Origin of the sequence: Pseudomonas sp. o96-267 (genome assembly GCF_003935465.1) — a bacterium.
GTDB lineage: Bacteria > Pseudomonadota > Gammaproteobacteria > Pseudomonadales > Pseudomonadaceae > Aquipseudomonas > Aquipseudomonas sediminis.
In genome coordinates, this window is sequence record NZ_RHQP01000011.1 from 38,016 (window position 1) to 54,895 (window position 16,880).

A 16,880-nucleotide genomic window follows, 5' to 3' on the forward strand; every position below is an offset into this window, starting at 1 on the left:
GATGCAGGCGCTCACCCGGCGCCTGGCGCGTGCGATCAATGCCGAAGGTGAGGAACTGGCAGCGGTGCTGGCCGGTTTTGCCTTGTTCTTCTGTCTGTTCGCCGGCTATTTCATGTTGCGGCCGATCCGTGAGGCGATGGGCATCACCGGTGGTGTGAACAATCTGCAGTGGCTGTTCACCGCGACCTTCGTCGTCATGCTGCTAGCGGTGCCGCTGTTCGCCTGGCTCAACTCGAAGGTCCCGCGTATCCATTTCATCGACTGGGTATACGGCTTCTTCTGCCTCAACTTGCTGGCCTTCGTCCTGCTGTTTCGCCTCGACCACGACAGCGTATGGCTGGCTCGGGTGTTCTACGTGTGGATCTCGGTCTACAACCTGTTCGTCGTCTCGGTGGCCTGGAGCCTGATGGCCGACGTGTTCGATGGCGCCCAGGCGCGGCGGCTTTTCGCCTTCATTGCTGCGGGCGCTAGCGTTGGTGGGCTCTGTGGACCGCTGTTGAGCGCCTTGTTGATCGGCGCTATCGGTGAGTCGGGACTGATGCTGATGGCTGCCGTGCTGCTCGGTGCGGCCATGGCGCTCAAGCGTTATCTGATGGAGTGGCGCGAGCGCCAGGGCGCCGGGCGGTCAGGGGCGCTAGCCAACGAGAGCCCGCGCAGGCCAGTGCCAGGCAATCCGTTCAGCGGGCTGACGCGTATGCTCGGTTCGCGTTATCTGCTGGGTATCGGCGCGTTCATTTTGCTGCTCACCTCGGTGAGCACCTTTCTCTATTTCGAGCAGGCGCGCCTGGTGGCCGAGCTATTCCCCGATCGCGCCGCCCAGGTGAAGGTGTTCGGTGTGATCGATTTCGTCGTGCAGGCCGGTGCCCTGGCTGCGCAGTTGTTCATCACCGGGCGGGTGGCGCAGAAGCTGGGCGTACGTGTGTTGCTGTCAATCGTACCGGCACTGGTGTGTCTGGGCTTTATCGGTCTGGCGCTGGCGCCGACTTTCGCCATGCTGGCGGGGTTGATGATCGTGCGGCGTATTGGTGAGTACGCCTTCGTCCGGCCGGGACGGGAAATGCTCTTCGCCCCGCTCGACGCCGAGAGCAAGTACAAGGCGAAGAACTTCATCGACACCGTGGTCTATCGCGGTGGTGATGCCCTCAGCGGTTGGGCCAAGGCCGGGTTGGACATGCTCGGCCACGGCGCCTGGCTGGTGGTGATGGTCGGTGCGCTCTGTGCTGCGCTATGGGGTGTGCTCGGTTGGTACCTGGGCGGACGCGCCGATAGGCAGGCGGAAAGACAGGACGGGTGACTGGGTAATCATCCCGCCACCGCGACGATCTCCTCGATCAGCCATTGCAGCGCGGCATCGCGTTGGCGTTGTGCCAGGCTGACCACCTCCAGATGGAAGGGGCCGAGGGTGAAGGGCAGGTCGAACAACTGCAGTGGCAGCAGCGTGGCGAAATGTCGGGCGAGGGCGGTGGGCAGCACTGCCGCCAGCTCGCTGCCACCGACGATATGCGCCGCCTGAAGGTAGTTCGGTGTGGTGTAGAGAATCTGCCGCGACAGCCCCTGTTCGCCCAGCCATTGATCGACCATGCCGCGGGTCTGCCCGCCATGCACCCAAAGGTGGCGCAGGCGCAGGAAGGTATCCAGATCCAGATTGCCCTGGCGCAGCAGCGGATGATCGCGGCGCACCGCCAGCTTGAGTGTCTCGCTCATCCAGTGGCGACGGGCGAAGCGCGCCGGCATCTCGTCGAAGCGGCCCAGCACCAGATCCAGCTCGCCCTTGTCCAGCGCCTCCATCGGCAGGCTCGGGCTGAGGTGGCGAATGTCGATGCCAATGCCCGGCGCTTTATGGCTGATGCGGTCGAGCAGACGCGGCATGCATACCAGCTCCACGTAGTCGGTAACGGCGATGCAAAAGCGCTGGCGGCTTTCGCCCGGCTCGAAGGTCTCGCCGGCGCTCAGGCTCTGTTCCAATTGGCGCAGGGCACTGCGGATCGGGGCTTCCAGCGCCAGTGCTCGTGGCGTCGGTTGCATGCGCCGGCCCACGCGCACCAGCAGCGGGTCGCCGAGCAACTCACGCAGGCGACTCAGGGCATTGCTCACGGCAGGCTGGCTCAAGGACAGGCGCTCGGCGGCACGCGACACGTTCTGTTCGCGCAGCAGAGCGTCCAGCACCCGCAAGAGGTTGAGGTCGAAATTGCTGAAATTCATCTGATGAATACGTCGTATCACAAGACTAAATTTCAAAAATAGTAGCGGCTTGCTTATCGTGACCCAAGCTTTTCCCTGCGTATTCGAGAGGAACAACAATGACTCAAGTCGTCTCGCCGCTTCGCTGTGCCGCTGTGATCGGCGCCGGCACCATGGGCCGCGGTATCGTCATCAGCCTGGCCAATGCCGGCTTGCGCGTGCTGTGGCTGGATAACAATCCGCAGATGGTCGAGCAGGGCCTGGCGATGGCGGAGGAAACCTGGGCGCATAACTTCGCCAAGGGTCGTATCGATTCACTGGAAGCGGCAGCGCGACGCGCACGTATCGAAGCGGTGGACAGCTACGCGGCGCTGGCCGACGCCGACCTGGTGATCGAAGCGGTGTACGAGAACCTCGAACTCAAGCAGCGCATCTTCCGCGAGCTGGACGCGGTGATGAAGCCCGGCGCGATCCTGGCCAGCAACACCTCGGCGCTGGATATCGATGCCATCGCCGCCGTCACCGCGCGGCCGGAAGCCGTGCTGGGCCTTCACTTCTTCAGCCCGGCGCACATCATGAAGCTGCTGGAGATCGTCCGCGGCGGCAAGACCGCGCCAGCCGTGCTGGACGCCGCTCAAGAGCTGGGCGCGCGCATGGGCAAGGTGGCGGTGGTCGCCGGTAACTGCCACGGTTTCATCGGCAACCGCATGCTGCATACCTACGTGCGCGAGGCGCGCATGCTGCTGCTCGAAGGCGCCTGGCCGCACCAGGTGGACGCGGCGCTGCAGGGCTTCGGCTTCGCCATGGGGCCGTTTCGCATGTACGACGTGGTCGGCATCGACCTGGAATGGCGTGCCCGTGAACTGTCCGGCCAGGGCCAGGACGACCCGTCGGTACAGGTGGACAACCGCCTGTGCGAACTGGGCCGCTTCGGCCAGAAGAGCGGCAAAGGCTATTACCTGTATGCGCCGGGCAGTCGTCAGGCGGAGCACGATCCCGAGGTGGACGCGCTGGTGCAAGCCGAGGCCGAGCGCCTGGGCTTCAGTCGCCGTGATATCGGCAACGAGGAGATTCTCGAGCGCTGCCTGCTGGCACTGGTCAACGAAGGGGCGAAGATTCTCGAAGAGAACATCGCCGCCAACAGCCACGATATCGATCGGGTCTATCTCAATGGCTACGGTTTCCCTGCCGAGCGCGGAGGCCCGATGGCTTGGGCCGACGGCGAGGGCGTCGGCGCCCTTCGTCAGCGTCTGCTGCAACTGGCCGAACGCTTCGGTAGCCATTGGCAACCGGCGGCGTTGATCGAGCGTCTGGCCGCCGATAACAAGCGCTTCAGCGACGTGCAGGAGGGCCGGGTATGAGCTATCAGGCGCCATTGCGCGATATGCGCTTCGTGCTGCACGAGCTGTTCGATGCTGCCGGCCACTGCGAGCGTCTGGGCAACGGCCTGGATCGCGAGCTGATTGACGGCGTGCTGGAGGAGGCTGCGGCCTTTGCCGCAGGCGAGGTCGCGCCGCTCAATCGCAACAGCGATGAAGAGGGTTGTCACCTGGAAAACGGCCAGGTCAGCACGCCCAAGGGCTTTGCCGAGGCCTATCGGCAGTACGTGGACAACGGCTGGGCGAGCATGACCGGCCCGGTGGAGTACGGCGGCCAGGGCTTCCCACAACTGGTGGCCTTCGCCTTTCACGAGATGCTGATGGGCGCGTCGTTGTCGTTCCGTGTCTACTCCGGGCTGACCGAGGGCGCGGTGCTGGCGCTGCGCAAGCACGGCAGCGAAACCTTGAAGCAGCAGTACCTGGGCAAGCTGGTCAGCGGTCAGTGGACGGGCACCATGTGCCTGACCGAGCCGCAGGCCGGCACCGACCTGGCTCTGCTGCGTACCCGCGCCGAGCCGCAGGCCGATGGCAGCTATCGCGTCAGCGGCAGCAAGATCTTTATCAGCGGCGGCGAGCAGGATCTGTCGGAGAACATCATCCACTTGGTGCTGGCACGTCTGCCGGATGCACCTGCTGGCGTGAAGGGAATTTCGCTGCTGCTGGTACCGAAATTTGTCGCTGCCGCCGACGGCACACCGGGTGAACGCAATGCGCTGAGCTGCGGCGCTATCGAGCACAAGATGGGCATCAAGGGCGCCTCCACCTGCGTGATGAACTTCGACGGCGCCACCGGTTGGCTGGTCGGCGAGGCCAACCAGGGCCTGGCCTGCATGTTCACCATGATGAACGACGCGCGCTTTCAGGTCGGCCTGCAAGGCTTGGGGATAGGCGAGGCAGCCTTCCAGGGCGCGCTACGTTATGCCCGTGAGCGTTTGCAGTCGCGAGGATTGGCTGGCGTGCAGGCGCCGGACAAGGCAGCCGACCCAATCATCAATCATCCCGATGTGCGACGCATGCTGCTCACGCAGAAGACCCTGGTCGAGGGCAGCCGCATGCTCGCCGCTTACACCGCCCGCCAGTTGGACCTGGAACACGGCGCCGAGGCGGCCGAGGCACGCAAGGCGGCCGGCAAGCGCGCGGCGCTGCTGATCCCTATCGTCAAGGCGTTCTTCACCGACATGGGCCAGGAAGTGGCCAGCCATGGTGTGCAGGTCTATGGCGGGCATGGCTTCATCCGCGAGTGGGGCATGGAGCAACTGATGCGCGACAGTCGCATCACCCAGCTCTACGAAGGTACCAACGGCATTCAGGCGCTGGACTATATCCGCCGTAAATTGCTGGGCGACGGTGGTGTGGAGTTGTCCGCACTGCAGGCCGAGTTCAGCCAGCTGTGCGATGCCGGGGCGGATCGACCGGCCCTGGCACAGATGGCTAGCGTGGTGCAGGCCCGCTTGGGCGAATGGCGCGAGCTAAGCACAGAAGTGATTGCCGCCTGTCAGCGCGACCCGCAGGAGATCGGCGCTACTTCGGTGGATTTTCTCCAGTACTCGGCTTATGTGCTGCTCGCCGGTTTCTGGCTGCAAGCCGCGGCGCGGGCGCAGGATGCATTGGAGGCGGGTAGCGGTGAAGCGGCGTTCTACCAGGCCAAGTTGCACAGCGCCGATTTCTATCTGCGTCGTGTGCTGCCGCGCGCCAGTGCACACCGCGAAGCCCTGCTGGGTGGTGCGTCATGCCTAATGGTCATGGATGAGGACAGTTTCGCGTTCTAACGCGGGTTATTGGTGCGCACGGCGCACCCTACGCGTGAGACGCCCAGCGGCGTAGCCCGGATGCAATCCGGGGACATTTGCATGACCGGTCCCGGATTGCATCCGGGCTACAACAAGAGGAGCACCCCATGCACCCATTCAGCTTCGCCACTACCGCGCAGATTCTTTGCGAGTCCGGCGCCAGTCTGCGTTTGGCTGAACTCTGCCGCGAGCGCGGCGCCCGGCGCGTGCTGATCGTCACCGACCCCGGTATCACCCGTCTCGGTCTGCTGGAACCGCTGCTGCCGGGTTTTTCTCGCGCCGGCATGAACGTGCGGATATTCGATCAGGTGCTGGCCGACCCGCCCGAGGCCGTGGTGCTGGCCGCTGTGGCCCAGGCCCGCGAGCTGCAGGCGGAGCTGGTGGTCGGCTTTGGTGGCGGCAGCTCGATGGACGTGGCCAAACTGGTGGCCCTGCTGGCGCATCCTGACTGCGCCCAGGCCCTGAACGAGATCTACGGCGTGGGCAATGCCCGCGGTCGGCGCCTGCCGCTGATCCAGGTGCCGACCACCGCCGGCACCGGCTCCGAGGTGACGCCGATCGCCATCGTCACCACCGGCGAGACCACCAAGATGGGCGTGGTCTCGCCGCTGCTGCTGCCGGACCTGGCTCTGCTCGATGCCGACCTGACTCTCGGCCTGCCGGCGACGGTCACCGCCGCCACCGGCATCGACGCCATGGTGCATGCCATCGAGGCCTACACCAGTGCGCTGAAGAAGAACCCGCTTTCCGACTTGCTGGCGCGCGAAGCCCTGCGTCTGCTTGCGGCCAACCTCGATGAGGTAGTGAGTAACGGCAGCAACCGCGAGGCGCGTCAGGCCATGTTGCTCGGTGCCTGCCTGGCCGGACAGGCCTTCGCCAACGCGCCAGTGGCGGCGGTGCATGCCCTGGCCTATCCCCTGGGCGGGCATTTCCATATTCCTCACGGGCTGTCCAACGCCCTGGTGCTACCGCAGGTACTGGCGTTCAACGCACCAGCGGCCGCGCCGCTGTACGCCGAGTTGGCGCCGCTGGTATTGGGCGAGCAGTTGCGGGCCGGCAGTGCAGCGGCGCAGACCGAGCAACTGATCGAGGCGCTGGCCGGCTTCAGCCAGCGCAGCGGCCTGCCGACGCGGCTGCGTGATGCGGGGGTGAGTGAGGCTATGTTGCCCACGCTGGCGGCGGACGCCATGCTGCAGCAGCGCCTGTTGGTGAACAATCCGCGCGAGATGAACGAGCAGCAGGCGCTGACCATTTATCAGGCTGCTTACTGATTCAGGTCGCGGCTCAAGCCCACCCACAAGAGCGCCGCAGCCTGTGGGAGGGGATTTAGCCGCGATACCAACCCAAGGACCATCGATGAACCAACCCCAACACCTGCGTAGCGACTACCGTCACTTCCAGCCGATCACCACGCGCTGGCACGACAACGACATCTACGGCCACGTGAATAACGTGACCTACTACAGCTACTTCGACAGCGCGGTGAATGTTTACCTGATCGCCGAGGGTGGTCTGGATATCCATGACGGCGAAGTGGTTGGGTTCGTGGTCAGCTCGGCGTGCGACTACTTCGCCTCGATCGCCTTCCCCGAAGCCATCGACGTCGGCCTGCGCGTCGGCAAGCTGGGTAACAGTTCGGTGCAGTACGAGCTGGCGATTTTCAAGGCCGGCGAGGATCAGGCCTGTGCCGCTGGGCGCTTCGTGCATGTGTTCGTCGACCGGACTAGCAATCGCCCAGTAGCGATCCCCGAGACCTTGCGTGCTGCGCTGGAGCGCTTGCTCACGACCTAGTCCGGCCTGCTAGGCTGTGGGCAGTCATTTGCCAGGGAGTGCCCATGTCCGATCTCGAGCGTGAGCAGGCGCAACAGCGCGCCGCTCGCATCGCCGCCTTCCGCGAGGAACTGGCGGAGTTGCGCCAGGAGCAGGTGTTGCAACTGAGCACAACACAGGAACAGGCCGTCACCGACCATCATCGCCAATTGCTGGCGCACTTTCGCCAGACGCTGGATATTGACGCCGATGCTCGTGCGCGCCAGCTGTCGCTGGGGATGCGCTTGGCCTCGCTGTTCGGCGCGCTGGCGCTGGCGGCCGGATTGTTCTTTCTGTTCTACCAGTTCTGGGGACTTTTCGACGCCTTCGCGCAGGTCGCCATCTTGGTCGGCAGTACCCTGGGCAGCCTGCTGCTGTGCTTTTGGCTGCAGGCTCGCGACACTTCGGGTTATTACGCCAAGCTGGCCTCGGTGCTGGCATTCGTCTGCTTCGTGCTGAACCTGTCGATGCTCGGGCAGATCTTCAATATCACCCCGTCGGACAAGGCCCTGCTGCCCTGGGGAGCGTTGGCGCTGCTATTGGCTTATCAATGCCGCCAGCGTCTGTTGCTGGTGGTGGCATTGCTCTGCTTCGGCCTGTTCGTCGCGGCTCGCCTTGGCGACTGGGTCGGCTGGCACTGGTGGTCGCTGGGGGAACGGCCGGAGCTGTTAATGCCGCTGGCGGCGCTGTTGCTCGTGCCGCAAGTGCTCGAGCAGCGGCGTTATCCGGGGTTCGCCGCCTGCTACCGAGTGGTGGGGCTGCTCTACCTGCTCGGCCCGGTGCTGGTGCTGTCCTACTGGGGCGGCGGCAGCTACCTTGACTGGTCGACGGGCTGGATCGAGGCCTTGTACCAGACGCTCGGTTTCGTCCTCGCCGGGTTGACGATATGGCTCGGCATTCGCCGCGGCTGGGGCGAGGTGGTCAACACCGGCCTGGTCTTCGCGTTGATCATGCTCTTCGCCAAGCTGTTCGACTGGTGGTGGCAGTTGCTGCCGCGCTACCTGTTCTTCCTCCTGCTCGGGTTGAGCGCCGTGCTACTGCTGGTGGTGTTGCAACGCTGGCGGCGCAGCGCGTCGGGAGGTGCACGATGAAGCGGGCAGCATGGCTTGGCCTTGGTGTGGTGTTGCTGAGCAATGCCGTTGCCCTGGGCGGCGTCTGGTACAACCGCAGCGGCGAGCCCGAGGCACAACTGCTGCTCAGCGAGCGCGAGTTGCAACGCGTCTACGGTGGCTGGGTGCGCGATGAGGACGATGGCGTACTGCGTCTGCAACTGAGCTGGCAGCGCCCCGGTGATGGTTGGCAGTTGCCCTGGCTGGATGAGGCCAAGCTGCGCGAGCTGGGTTTCTCCGCTACCGATGAGCAAACCTTGAACAGACAGCCGGCACGCCAGGTCTGGTTGGTGCTGGAGCTGGATGGACCGTTGTACCGAGGTCAGGTCGAAGAGGCGCGGCAGGCTCTGAGCGGGGCCGAAGCTGAATTGCACGCCAATCCAGAGAGCGAGGTGTTACAGCAGGAGCGCGATGAGCGTCAGCGTCGCCTGCAATTCGTCGAGCAACAGGCCAGCCGTTTGATGCTGGTGGATGCGGGCGTGGATGCACAGGTGCTGCGCCAGCGTTGGCCGGATCGGCAGCGTCAGGTGTTACTGGCCGGGCGTATCGAACCCTATCGCCACGCTGCAGAAGCCGGTTATGGCGCCACCATTCGCCTGGAGAATGACCGCCTGAGTGTGCCCTACGCCTATCGTGAATTAGCGCGTGGCTGGGAGCGCAGCTACGAACAGACAGGGTTCAAGGCGCAGGTTGAAGTGGCCTTCGGTCGTCGCCATGAACCCTGGGTGATGGGGTTTGTTGGCGTTTCGCCGCGACCGCGCCGGAGCCAGTTTTAGCGCGGAGCTAGGCACGAGACGCGAAGTTTGGTTGCCCAAATGAGCCGTCGAGTAACGACGCTCCACGCTAAAACTGGCCCGGCCCTTCGGGTTGCGCGGGAAATGACTCCCGCTGTTGTTGCAGGACTTGGCAAGGGAATGACCATTACCTGCGTCCTGCGCCTAACCGGGAGCCATTTCTCGCGGCAACGCGGCTTGCGTCGAAATGCCAACAGACCCCAGGCATCCGTCAGTGACGGCGCCAGTGTTTGTGGTGCTTCTTGTGCTTCTTGCCATGGTGTTTGTGATGCTTGCCGCGACGATCATCGTCGTAGCTGGCGTTGCCCATGTAGTTGCCCAGCGCGCCACCAGCGCCGCCGCCGACTGCTGCACCGACCACGCCACCGGTGTTACCACCTACCTGCTGGCCGACGACGTTACCGCCCGCTGCGCCCAGGGCGCCGCCAATCGCTGCTTCGGTACGGCTGCGGCGATCCGCGCCGACCATGCTGCCGGCGGCGCCACCGAGACCGGCACCGACCGCAGCGCCAGTGTTGCCACCGACCTGCTGACCAACCATCGCACCCACTGCGCCACCGAGTGCGCCGCCCAGGCCGGCCTCGGTATTGCCGGCAAAGGCAAAACCGCCGCTAGTCAGGCCAAGGGAAAGAAAGAAGAGTTGCAGAGACTTCATGGACACCTCGATAACAGAAACCGCCAGATGGCGAGCGTTACGCCATTGACCAGCGATTTCTGTACGAGGTTCCTGGCCGCCGGTCAGCTTGCTGCGCTGCTGCCCAGCAGATTGCCGCCGCTGGCAGCCTGCAGGCGGATGGCGACGAACTTGCTGGTCGGTGTGCTGCTGCCGACGCCGGCGCTTTCCAGCGGCACCAGCGGATTGGCTTCGGGGAAGTAGGCAGCGGCCTGGCCGGCCGGGATATCGAAAGCGAGCAGGGTGAAACCGCTCACCCGGCGTTCGATGCCATCGTTCCACAACGAGCGGATGTCCACCTTCTGCCCGGGCTTGAAGCCCAGGCGCAGGATGTCCGCCTCGTTGGCGAAGAGCACATCGCGCTGCCCGCGCACGCCGCGGTAACGGTCGTCGAGGCCATACACCGTGGTGTTGTACTGATCGTGCGAGCGCAGGGTCTGCAGGATCAGATCCGGCGTCTCTCCGCTTTCGCGCACCTGCGGAGGCAGCAGGTCGTCGAGCAGCGCATTGGCCTTGAAGTTGGCCTTGCCGGATGCCGTTTTCCACTGCCGCGCGCCGGCCGAGTTGCCGAGGTAGAAACCGCCGGGGTGAGCGACACGCTGGTTGAAATCCTGGAAGCCGGGGATGGTGTCGGCGATCAGCTCGCGGATGCGGTCGTAGTCGGCGATCAGCGCGTCCCAGTCCACCGGGTGGTTGCCCAGGGTGGCCTTGGCGATCCCGGCGACGATGGCCGGCTCCGAGCGCATCTCGCTGCCGGAGAGCGGTTCGAGCTGGCCGTAGGAGGCGTGGATCATGCTGAACGAATCTTCCACCGTCACCGCCTGCGGGCCACCGGCCTGATGGTCGATGTCGGTACGGCCCAAGCACGGCAGGATCAGCGCGTCGCGGCCAACGGTGAGGTGACTGCGATTGAGCTTGGTGCTGATCTGCACGGTGAGGTCGCAGCTCTGCAGCGCCTTGTGCGTACGCGGGCTGTCTGGTGTGGCCTGGGCAAAGTTGCCGCCGAGGCCGATGAATACCTTGGCCTGGCCGTCGATCATGGCGTTGATCGCCTCGACGGTGTTGTGGCCATTCTCGCGCGGTACCTTGAACTGAAAGCGCTTTTCCAGGGCGTCGAGTAGCGTGACCGGCGGGCGGTCGTTGATGCCCATGGTGCGGTCGCCCTGCACGTTGCTGTGGCCACGCACCGGGCACAGGCCGGCGCCGGGGCGGCCGAGGTTGCCGCGCAGCAGTTGCAGGTTGACGATTTCCTGAATAGTAGCCACCGAATGGTGGTGCTGGGTGATGCCCATGGCCCAGCAGATGATCACACGCTCGGCACGGCGGTACATGCGCGCCGCCTGTTCGATTTCCAGCAGGCTCAGGCCGGACTGGGCTTCGAGCGCCTCCCAGGTAGTGTCGTCGAGTAGCTTCAGGTAGGCCTCGACACCATCGGTGTGCTCAGCGATGAAAGCATGGTCGAACACCGCTGCTTCACCCTTGGACTGCGCCTCGCGCTCCCACAACAGCAGGAACTTGGCGATGCCGCGCATGGCGGCCATGTCGCCGCCCAGGGCTGGACGGAAGAACGCGGTGTTCAGCGGCTCGGAGCCGTTGGTGAGCATCTCCAGCGCGTGTTGCGGATGCTGGAAACGCTCCAGGCCGCGTTCCTTGAGCGGGTTGAAGCAGACCACCTGGGCGCCGCGTTTGACCGCTTCACGCAGCGGTTCGAGCATGCGCGGGTGGTTGGTGCCAGGGTTCTGGCCGAGGACGAAAATGGCGTCGGCATGCTCGAAATCGTTGAAGGTCACGCTGCCCTTGCCGATGCCCACGCTCTGGCCAAGGGCGACGCCGCTGGCCTCGTGGCACATGTTCGAGCAGTCGGGGAAGTTATTGGTGCCATAGGCGCGCACGAACAACTGGTAGAGGTATGCCGCCTCGTTGCTGGCCCGGCCGGAGGTGTAGAACTCGGCGTGATCCGGACTCGGCAGCGCCTTCAGATGCCTGGCGATCAGGGCGAAGGCTTCGGCCCAGGTGGTCTTCGTGTAGCGATCGGTGCTGGCGTCATAGCGCATCGGGTGGGTCAGGCGACCTTGGTATTCGAGCCAGTAGTCGCTCTGCTCGCGCAATTGGCTGACCGTGTAGCGGGCGAAGAAGGCGGGGTCCACACGGCGTTTGGTGGCTTCCCAGTTGACCGCCTTGGCGCCGTTCTCGCAGAACTTGATATGGCCGTCTTCGGGCGAATCGCCCCAGGCGCAGCCGGGGCAGTCGAAACCGCCGTTCTGGTTGGTCTTGAGCAGCGCGCGCAGGTTCTTGAACGGCTGCTTGCTGTCCAGCCAGAAACGGGTCACGGCGTTCAGTGCACCCCAGCCAGCGGCTGGGCCTTTGTAGGGCTTATAGCGAGGGTTGACGGGTTGCAGGCTCATGGTCGTTCTTCTTCGTCAGGCGCAGGGCTGTAGACCCGCGGCGTGCTGTGATGGGGCAGGTGGATCAGGTTGAGGCGATGGCGCCGCGCCCAGTCCACGGTCAGTGCGGTGGGCGCGGACAGGCTCACCAGGGTGCCGATGCCGGCACGTACCGCCTTGTGCAGCAGTTCCAGGCTGCAGCGGCTGGTGACCAGGGCGAAGCCACCGTGAGTGTCGATACGTTCGCGCGCGATGGCGCCGATCAGCTTGTCCAGGGCGTTATGGCGACCGATGTCTTCACGGCACAGACGAATCTCGCCGCTGGCATCGATGAACAAGGCTGCATGCAGTGCGCCGCTGTGGCGTGCTAGTTGCTGCTGCTCACCGATGCGCTCGCGCAGGCCGCTCAGGTGTGCAAGCGGTGGCAGGGTGGCGCCTGGCAAAGCCGTCAGGGCTGGCAGGGCCTGTTCCAGCGCATCCACGCCGCACAGGCCGCAACCACTGGTGCCAGCCATTTGTCGGCGTTGCTGCTTGAGCGCCCAGAAGGCGCGGCTGCTGACCTGCAAGCGGGCTTCGCGGCTGTCACCGAGGCCGCGCAACTGGATGTCATAGATGTCGTCGATTGACTTGATCAAGTCGTTGCCAAGACTGAAGCCGACGGCAAAATCTTCCAGGTGATGGGGCGAAACCATCATCACCGCCTGGTTCAGGTCGTTGTAGCTGATCGCCAGGGCACATTCTTCGGCCAGTGCAGCGTGCTGCGCGCGACCGTCACCGAGTTCGGCGTAGGTATAGGCACTGGCAATGTGCGGCTGGGCGGCTGGCTTGGCCATCGAGGCGCGCTCTGTGACAGATTGACACAGCTAAGCCTAGGCCCATGGGCGGGGAGCGTCTAATCGTTGGCTTTGATGTGTTGATCGAGCAAATCTATCAAGCGTTCGCCAGCCACTCTCGTGCCTCTTCGAAACAGGCTTGCGCGAGCGGTGAGGCAGGGGCGCTACGGCGCATGATCAGGCCCTGAGGTGCCAGAGTATGAGCGTCCTCGATGGGTAGCAGGCGCAGATGACCGTCGGTCGGAGCGCCGTCGGTCGGCAATGGCATGACGCTGCAGCACAGCCCGGCGCTGACCGCTTGAGTCAGGTGATGCACGGCATCGGCCTCCAGGCGTACCTGCGGGCTCAGGCCGCGAGCACGGAAGCTGTGATCGATGGACTGGCGAAAGTGCATGCCAGTCGAGAGCAGGCCCAGGGGCAGGTTGGCCAACTGCTCCCAGCGCAGACTGGTGCTGACGAAGTGGAAGTGGCGCTGATCGTAGAGCAGGCCCATGCGTGCTTCGGCCAGCTCCAGGCTGGCGAAGTGCTCGCGGTCAAGGCGATCAAGATAGGACAGGCCCAGGTCGAGCTGATTGCGGACCAGTCCCTCGAGAATCTGATCGCTGCTCAGCGCGTGCAACTGAAAGCGCAGCCCAGGGTGACGCTCGGCGAACAGACTGATCAGGCGCATCGGGTCGAAACTGGCCAGCGGCACCACGCCCAGGCGCAGGGTGCCCACCAGGTGCCCACGACAGGCTGCAGCTTCGGCGAGCAGGCCATCCTGTGCGGCCAGCACACTGCGTGCCCAGGCCAGGATACGCTCACCTTCGGCGCTGAAACCTTCGAAGCGCTGCCCGCGACGTACCAGTTCCAGGCCCAGCTCGTCTTCCAGTTGGCGCAAGCGCATGGACAGCGTCGGCTGGGTCACGTGGCAGCGCGCAGCGGCCTGACCGAAGTGGCGGGTCTCGTCGAGGGCGACGAGGAATTTCAGCTGCTTTATATCCATGGGGGCTCCTGGTTTGCCCGGATTCTAATGCGCGAACGCTAATCAGGGGTGTTTCCTGAACTAGACTTTGGTCTCCGGGCGCTTTGCCCGGTCATTCGCAAGGAACAAGAGGAATTGCCATGAGTCTGTTTGCCTTTGTCAAAGACGCCGGGGTCAAACTCTGGGAGTCACTGGTGGGTCAGGAGGCGCAGGCCGCCGAATCGCTCAAGGAACATGTTGCCAAGGTTGGCCTGGGCAACCCCAACATCGAGGTCAGCGTCGAGGGCGACAAGGTCATCGCTCGCGGCGAAGTGGCCAGCCAGGAGGAGAAGGAAAAGATTCTCCTGGCGCTGGGCAACGTGGCCGGTGTCGGTGAGGTCGATGATCAGATCAGCGTGACTACGCCCGCGCCCGAAGCGCGCTTCGTCACGGTCAAGAAGGGCGACACGCTGAGTGCGATTGCCAAGGCCGAGTACGGCAATGCCAACGCCTACATGAAGATATTCGAGGCCAACAAGCCGATGCTCAGTCACCCGGACAAGATTTATCCGGGGCAGGTATTGCGGATTCCTGACTAAACCCGCGCTCAGGTGCGGCGGGGGCTTGGCCTTGGCGGCGATCGGCATCATTCACGATCGCCGGCAAGCCGGCTCCTACAGTGAGGGCGTCGCAGGCAGTCCGTGCACCAACTCCCGGTAGTCCTCCACTGCGGCGAACTCCTCGGTATCTTTAGGCCCGGCCTGGCTGTCTGGTTGGCGCACGGCGAGCAGATGGGCGACGCCAAAGCGTCCGGCGCTACGCAGGATCGGCAGGCTGTCGTCGATGAACAGGGCCCTCGCAGGGTTGAAGTCGACATCCTGGCGCAGGGCGAACCAGAACTGCTGATCCTCCTTGGGGAAACCGTAGTCGTGGGAGCTGATCAGGCGTTCGAACCAGGGCGCCAGCTCGACGCGTTCCAGTTTCAGTGACAGTGAGTCGCGGTGCGCGTTGGTGATCAGCACCACGCGCTTGCCAGCTTCGCGCAGAGCGCGCAGAAACAGTTCTGCATCGGTGCGCAGGGCGATCAGGTGCGCGACCTCGCGCTTGAGCTCGCGGATCGACAGCCGCAGCTCGCGGCTCCAGAAGTCGGTGCAGTACCAGTTCAGCGTACCGGCATGCTCGCGAAACAGCGGTAGCAGTTCGGCCTGGGCCAGCGCCAGGCTGACGCCATGGTGCTCGGCGTAGCGCTGCGGCAGGTGGGTGAGCCAGAAGTGGTTGTCGAAGTGCAGGTCGAGCAACGTGCCGTCCATGTCCAGCAGGACGGTGTCGATCTGCTGCCAGGGTAGTACGGGCATGCGCATCTCTCTGATCGGGAACAATTGTTCCGTAGCCTGTTTCGCCTTGATGCAATCTCGGCCACGGATAATGGCAAAAGCCGCTGTATGATAACCCGCTCGGTCCCGCCAAGGAGTCGCCTCATGCGCCAAAAGCCCACGGTTCTCGCTCGCGAAATTGTCGCCAGCAGCCGTCTGTTTCGTGTCGAGGAAGTGCAGTTGCGCTTCTCCAACGGCACGGAGCGCACCTATGAGCGACTGGTCGGTAAGGGCTCGGGCTATGGCGCGGTGATGGTGGTGGCGATGCTCGACGCCGAGCACGCGGTGCTGATCGAGGAGTATTGCGGCGGCACCGATGACTACCAGCTGTCGCTGCCCAAGGGCCTGATCGAGCCGGGTGAGGACGTATTGGTGGCGGCCAACCGCGAGCTCAAGGAAGAGGCCGGTTTCGGCGCGCACGAGCTGGAGTACATCACCGAGCTGAGCCTGTCACCCGGTTACATGAGCCAGAAGATTCAGGTGGTGCTGGCGCGCAATCTGTATGAAGAGCGCCTGCCGGGTGACGAGCCCGAGCCGATGCGGGTCGACCGCATCAGCCTGCGCGAGCTGTCCAGCCTGGCCAAGCACGAACAGTTCAGTGAAGGCCGCGCACTGGCGGCGCTGTACCTGGTGCGCGACCTGCTGACTCAGCGCGGGGAGTACCGTCCATGAGCCATCCCTACATCCCCAAGGTAATCGACCTGGTTCGTGCCGCCGGCGCGGCGACCCTGCCGTACTGGCGCAGCGATGTGGCGGTGACGGAGAAGGCCGATGCCTCGCCGGTGACCGCCGCCGACCTGGCCGCGCACCATATCCTGCTCGATGGCCTGCAGGCGCTGGCGCCGGAGGTGCCGGTGCTGTCGGAGGAGGCCGCCGACATTCCGCTGGCTGAGCGCGCCGCCTGGACGCGTTGGTGGCTGGTCGATCCGCTCGATGGCACCAAGGAATTCATCGCCGGCTCCGAAGAGTTCACGGTCAATGTCGCGTTGATCGAACAGGGACGAGTGGTCTTCGGTGTGGTGGGTATTCCCGCCAATGGCCGCTGCTATTACGGCGGCGCTGGTCTGGGCGCCTGGTGTAGCGACGTGCCGGGCGAGGAGTATTCGATCAGCGTGCGCCTGGCGCCTGCGCAGGGTTTCACCCTGGTAGCCAGCAAACGTCACTCCAGCGCCGCGCAGGAAACTCTGCTGGCGGGGCTTTCCGCGCGTTTCGGCGAGCCGGCGCTGGCCAATATCGGCAGCTCGTTGAAATTCTGCCTGCTGGCCGAAGGCAATGCCGACTGCTATCCACGCCTGGCGCCCACCTCGCAGTGGGATACCGCTGCGGCGCAGGGCGTGCTGGAGGGGGCGGGTGGCGAAGTGCTGGATCTGGCCGGCGAGACGCTGACCTACGAGGCGCGCGAATCCTTCCTCAATCCGTCTTTCTTGGCGCTGCCGGCTGCCGCCGAGTGGCGTGGCGAGCTGATCGAGCTGGCGCGCGGTCTTTAGCCTTGGCACGTTACCTGTAGGAGCGAGCTCTGCTCGCGAATCCCCAAGCGCAAGAAACGTAGGCCGCCACCCGCGCGGCCACGGGTTTGGGGGGGGTTGGGGGTGGGGGGATAGAGGAAGGAAGG

Annotated in this window: 16 protein-coding genes; 10 read left to right on the top strand and 6 right to left on the bottom strand. The window is 64.5% G+C overall.

What is annotated here, in order from left to right; all coding sequences use genetic code 11:
- Position 1: 1 nt before the first annotated feature.
- Positions 2–1,294 carry an NTP/NDP exchange transporter gene (locus EGJ86_RS09660; protein ID WP_125834941.1) on the top strand — a complete coding sequence of 431 codons (1,293 nt, stop codon included), beginning with the start codon at positions 2–4 and terminating at the stop codon, positions 1,292–1,294.
- Between the two features lie 8 nt (positions 1,295–1,302).
- Here EGJ86_RS09660 and EGJ86_RS09665 read toward each other — a convergent pair whose 3' ends face one another.
- Entirely contained in the window at positions 1,303–2,202 is a 900-nt protein-coding gene (locus EGJ86_RS09665; protein ID WP_125834942.1) for a LysR family transcriptional regulator, read from the bottom strand.
- 98 nt (positions 2,203–2,300) lie between these two features.
- Between EGJ86_RS09665 and EGJ86_RS09670 the strand changes: the two genes are divergently transcribed.
- The 6 genes from EGJ86_RS09670 (at position 2,301) to EGJ86_RS09695 (ending at position 9,044) form a co-directional block, all read left to right on the top strand.
- Positions 2,301–3,542, top strand: a complete 1,242-nt coding sequence (locus EGJ86_RS09670; protein ID WP_125834943.1) for a 3-hydroxyacyl-CoA dehydrogenase — start codon at positions 2,301–2,303, stop codon at positions 3,540–3,542.
- On the top strand, positions 3,539–5,329 hold the full coding sequence (locus EGJ86_RS09675; protein WP_125834944.1) for an acyl-CoA dehydrogenase C-terminal domain-containing protein: 1,791 nt from the start codon (positions 3,539–3,541) through the stop codon (positions 5,327–5,329). The genes EGJ86_RS09670 and EGJ86_RS09675 overlap by 4 nt, the downstream gene beginning before the upstream one ends.
- 128 nt (positions 5,330–5,457) lie before the next feature.
- Positions 5,458–6,621, top strand: coding sequence for an iron-containing alcohol dehydrogenase (locus tag EGJ86_RS09680; RefSeq protein ID WP_125834945.1), 1,164 nt, complete (start codon positions 5,458–5,460; stop codon positions 6,619–6,621).
- Between the two features lie 85 nt (positions 6,622–6,706).
- Complete coding sequence (locus EGJ86_RS09685) at positions 6,707–7,141, top strand: thioesterase family protein (protein ID WP_125834946.1); 435 nt, start codon at positions 6,707–6,709, stop codon at positions 7,139–7,141.
- 44 nt (positions 7,142–7,185) lie between these two features.
- Positions 7,186–8,250, top strand: a complete 1,065-nt coding sequence (locus tag EGJ86_RS09690) for a DUF2157 domain-containing protein (RefSeq protein ID WP_125834947.1) — start codon at positions 7,186–7,188, stop codon at positions 8,248–8,250.
- Complete coding sequence (locus EGJ86_RS09695) at positions 8,247–9,044, top strand: DUF4824 family protein (RefSeq protein ID WP_125834948.1); 798 nt, start codon at positions 8,247–8,249, stop codon at positions 9,042–9,044. The genes EGJ86_RS09690 and EGJ86_RS09695 overlap by 4 nt, the downstream gene beginning before the upstream one ends.
- 229 nt (positions 9,045–9,273) lie before the next feature.
- Here EGJ86_RS09695 and EGJ86_RS09700 read toward each other — a convergent pair whose 3' ends face one another.
- The 4 genes from EGJ86_RS09700 to EGJ86_RS09715 form a co-directional block, all read right to left on the bottom strand.
- Entirely contained in the window at positions 9,274–9,717 is a 444-nt protein-coding gene (locus tag EGJ86_RS09700; protein ID WP_099522908.1) for a hypothetical protein, read from the bottom strand.
- An 83-nt stretch (positions 9,718–9,800) separates the two neighbouring features.
- Positions 9,801–12,140, bottom strand: a complete 2,340-nt coding sequence (locus EGJ86_RS09705) for an FdhF/YdeP family oxidoreductase (RefSeq protein WP_106733633.1) — start codon at positions 12,138–12,140, stop codon at positions 9,801–9,803.
- Entirely contained in the window at positions 12,137–12,952 is an 816-nt protein-coding gene (fdhD, locus tag EGJ86_RS09710; RefSeq protein WP_125834949.1) for a formate dehydrogenase accessory sulfurtransferase FdhD, read from the bottom strand. Before fdhD ends, EGJ86_RS09705 begins: the two co-directional genes overlap by 4 nt.
- 97 nt (positions 12,953–13,049) lie before the next feature.
- Positions 13,050–13,937 (bottom strand): LysR family transcriptional regulator, encoded by an 888-nt coding sequence (locus EGJ86_RS09715; protein ID WP_125834950.1) that lies wholly within the window; start codon positions 13,935–13,937, stop codon positions 13,050–13,052.
- A gap of 119 nt (positions 13,938–14,056) precedes the next feature.
- Here EGJ86_RS09715 and lysM point away from each other — a divergent pair, with 119 nt between their 5' ends.
- Positions 14,057–14,494: a peptidoglycan-binding protein LysM gene (gene lysM / locus EGJ86_RS09720; protein WP_104729930.1), complete on the top strand. Its 438-nt coding sequence runs from the start codon at positions 14,057–14,059 to the stop codon at positions 14,492–14,494.
- A gap of 75 nt (positions 14,495–14,569) precedes the next feature.
- Here lysM and yrfG read toward each other — a convergent pair whose 3' ends face one another.
- Entirely contained in the window at positions 14,570–15,250 is a 681-nt protein-coding gene (gene yrfG / locus EGJ86_RS09725; protein ID WP_125834951.1) for a GMP/IMP nucleotidase, read from the bottom strand.
- A gap of 123 nt (positions 15,251–15,373) precedes the next feature.
- Here yrfG and nudE point away from each other — a divergent pair, with 123 nt between their 5' ends.
- Positions 15,374–15,940: an ADP compounds hydrolase NudE gene (gene nudE, locus EGJ86_RS09730; RefSeq protein ID WP_084340969.1), complete on the top strand. Its 567-nt coding sequence runs from the start codon at positions 15,374–15,376 to the stop codon at positions 15,938–15,940.
- Entirely contained in the window at positions 15,937–16,755 is an 819-nt protein-coding gene (gene cysQ / locus EGJ86_RS09735; protein ID WP_125834952.1) for a 3'(2'),5'-bisphosphate nucleotidase CysQ, read from the top strand. The genes nudE and cysQ overlap by 4 nt, the downstream gene beginning before the upstream one ends.
- The last annotated feature ends 125 nt before the right edge of the window (positions 16,756–16,880 follow it).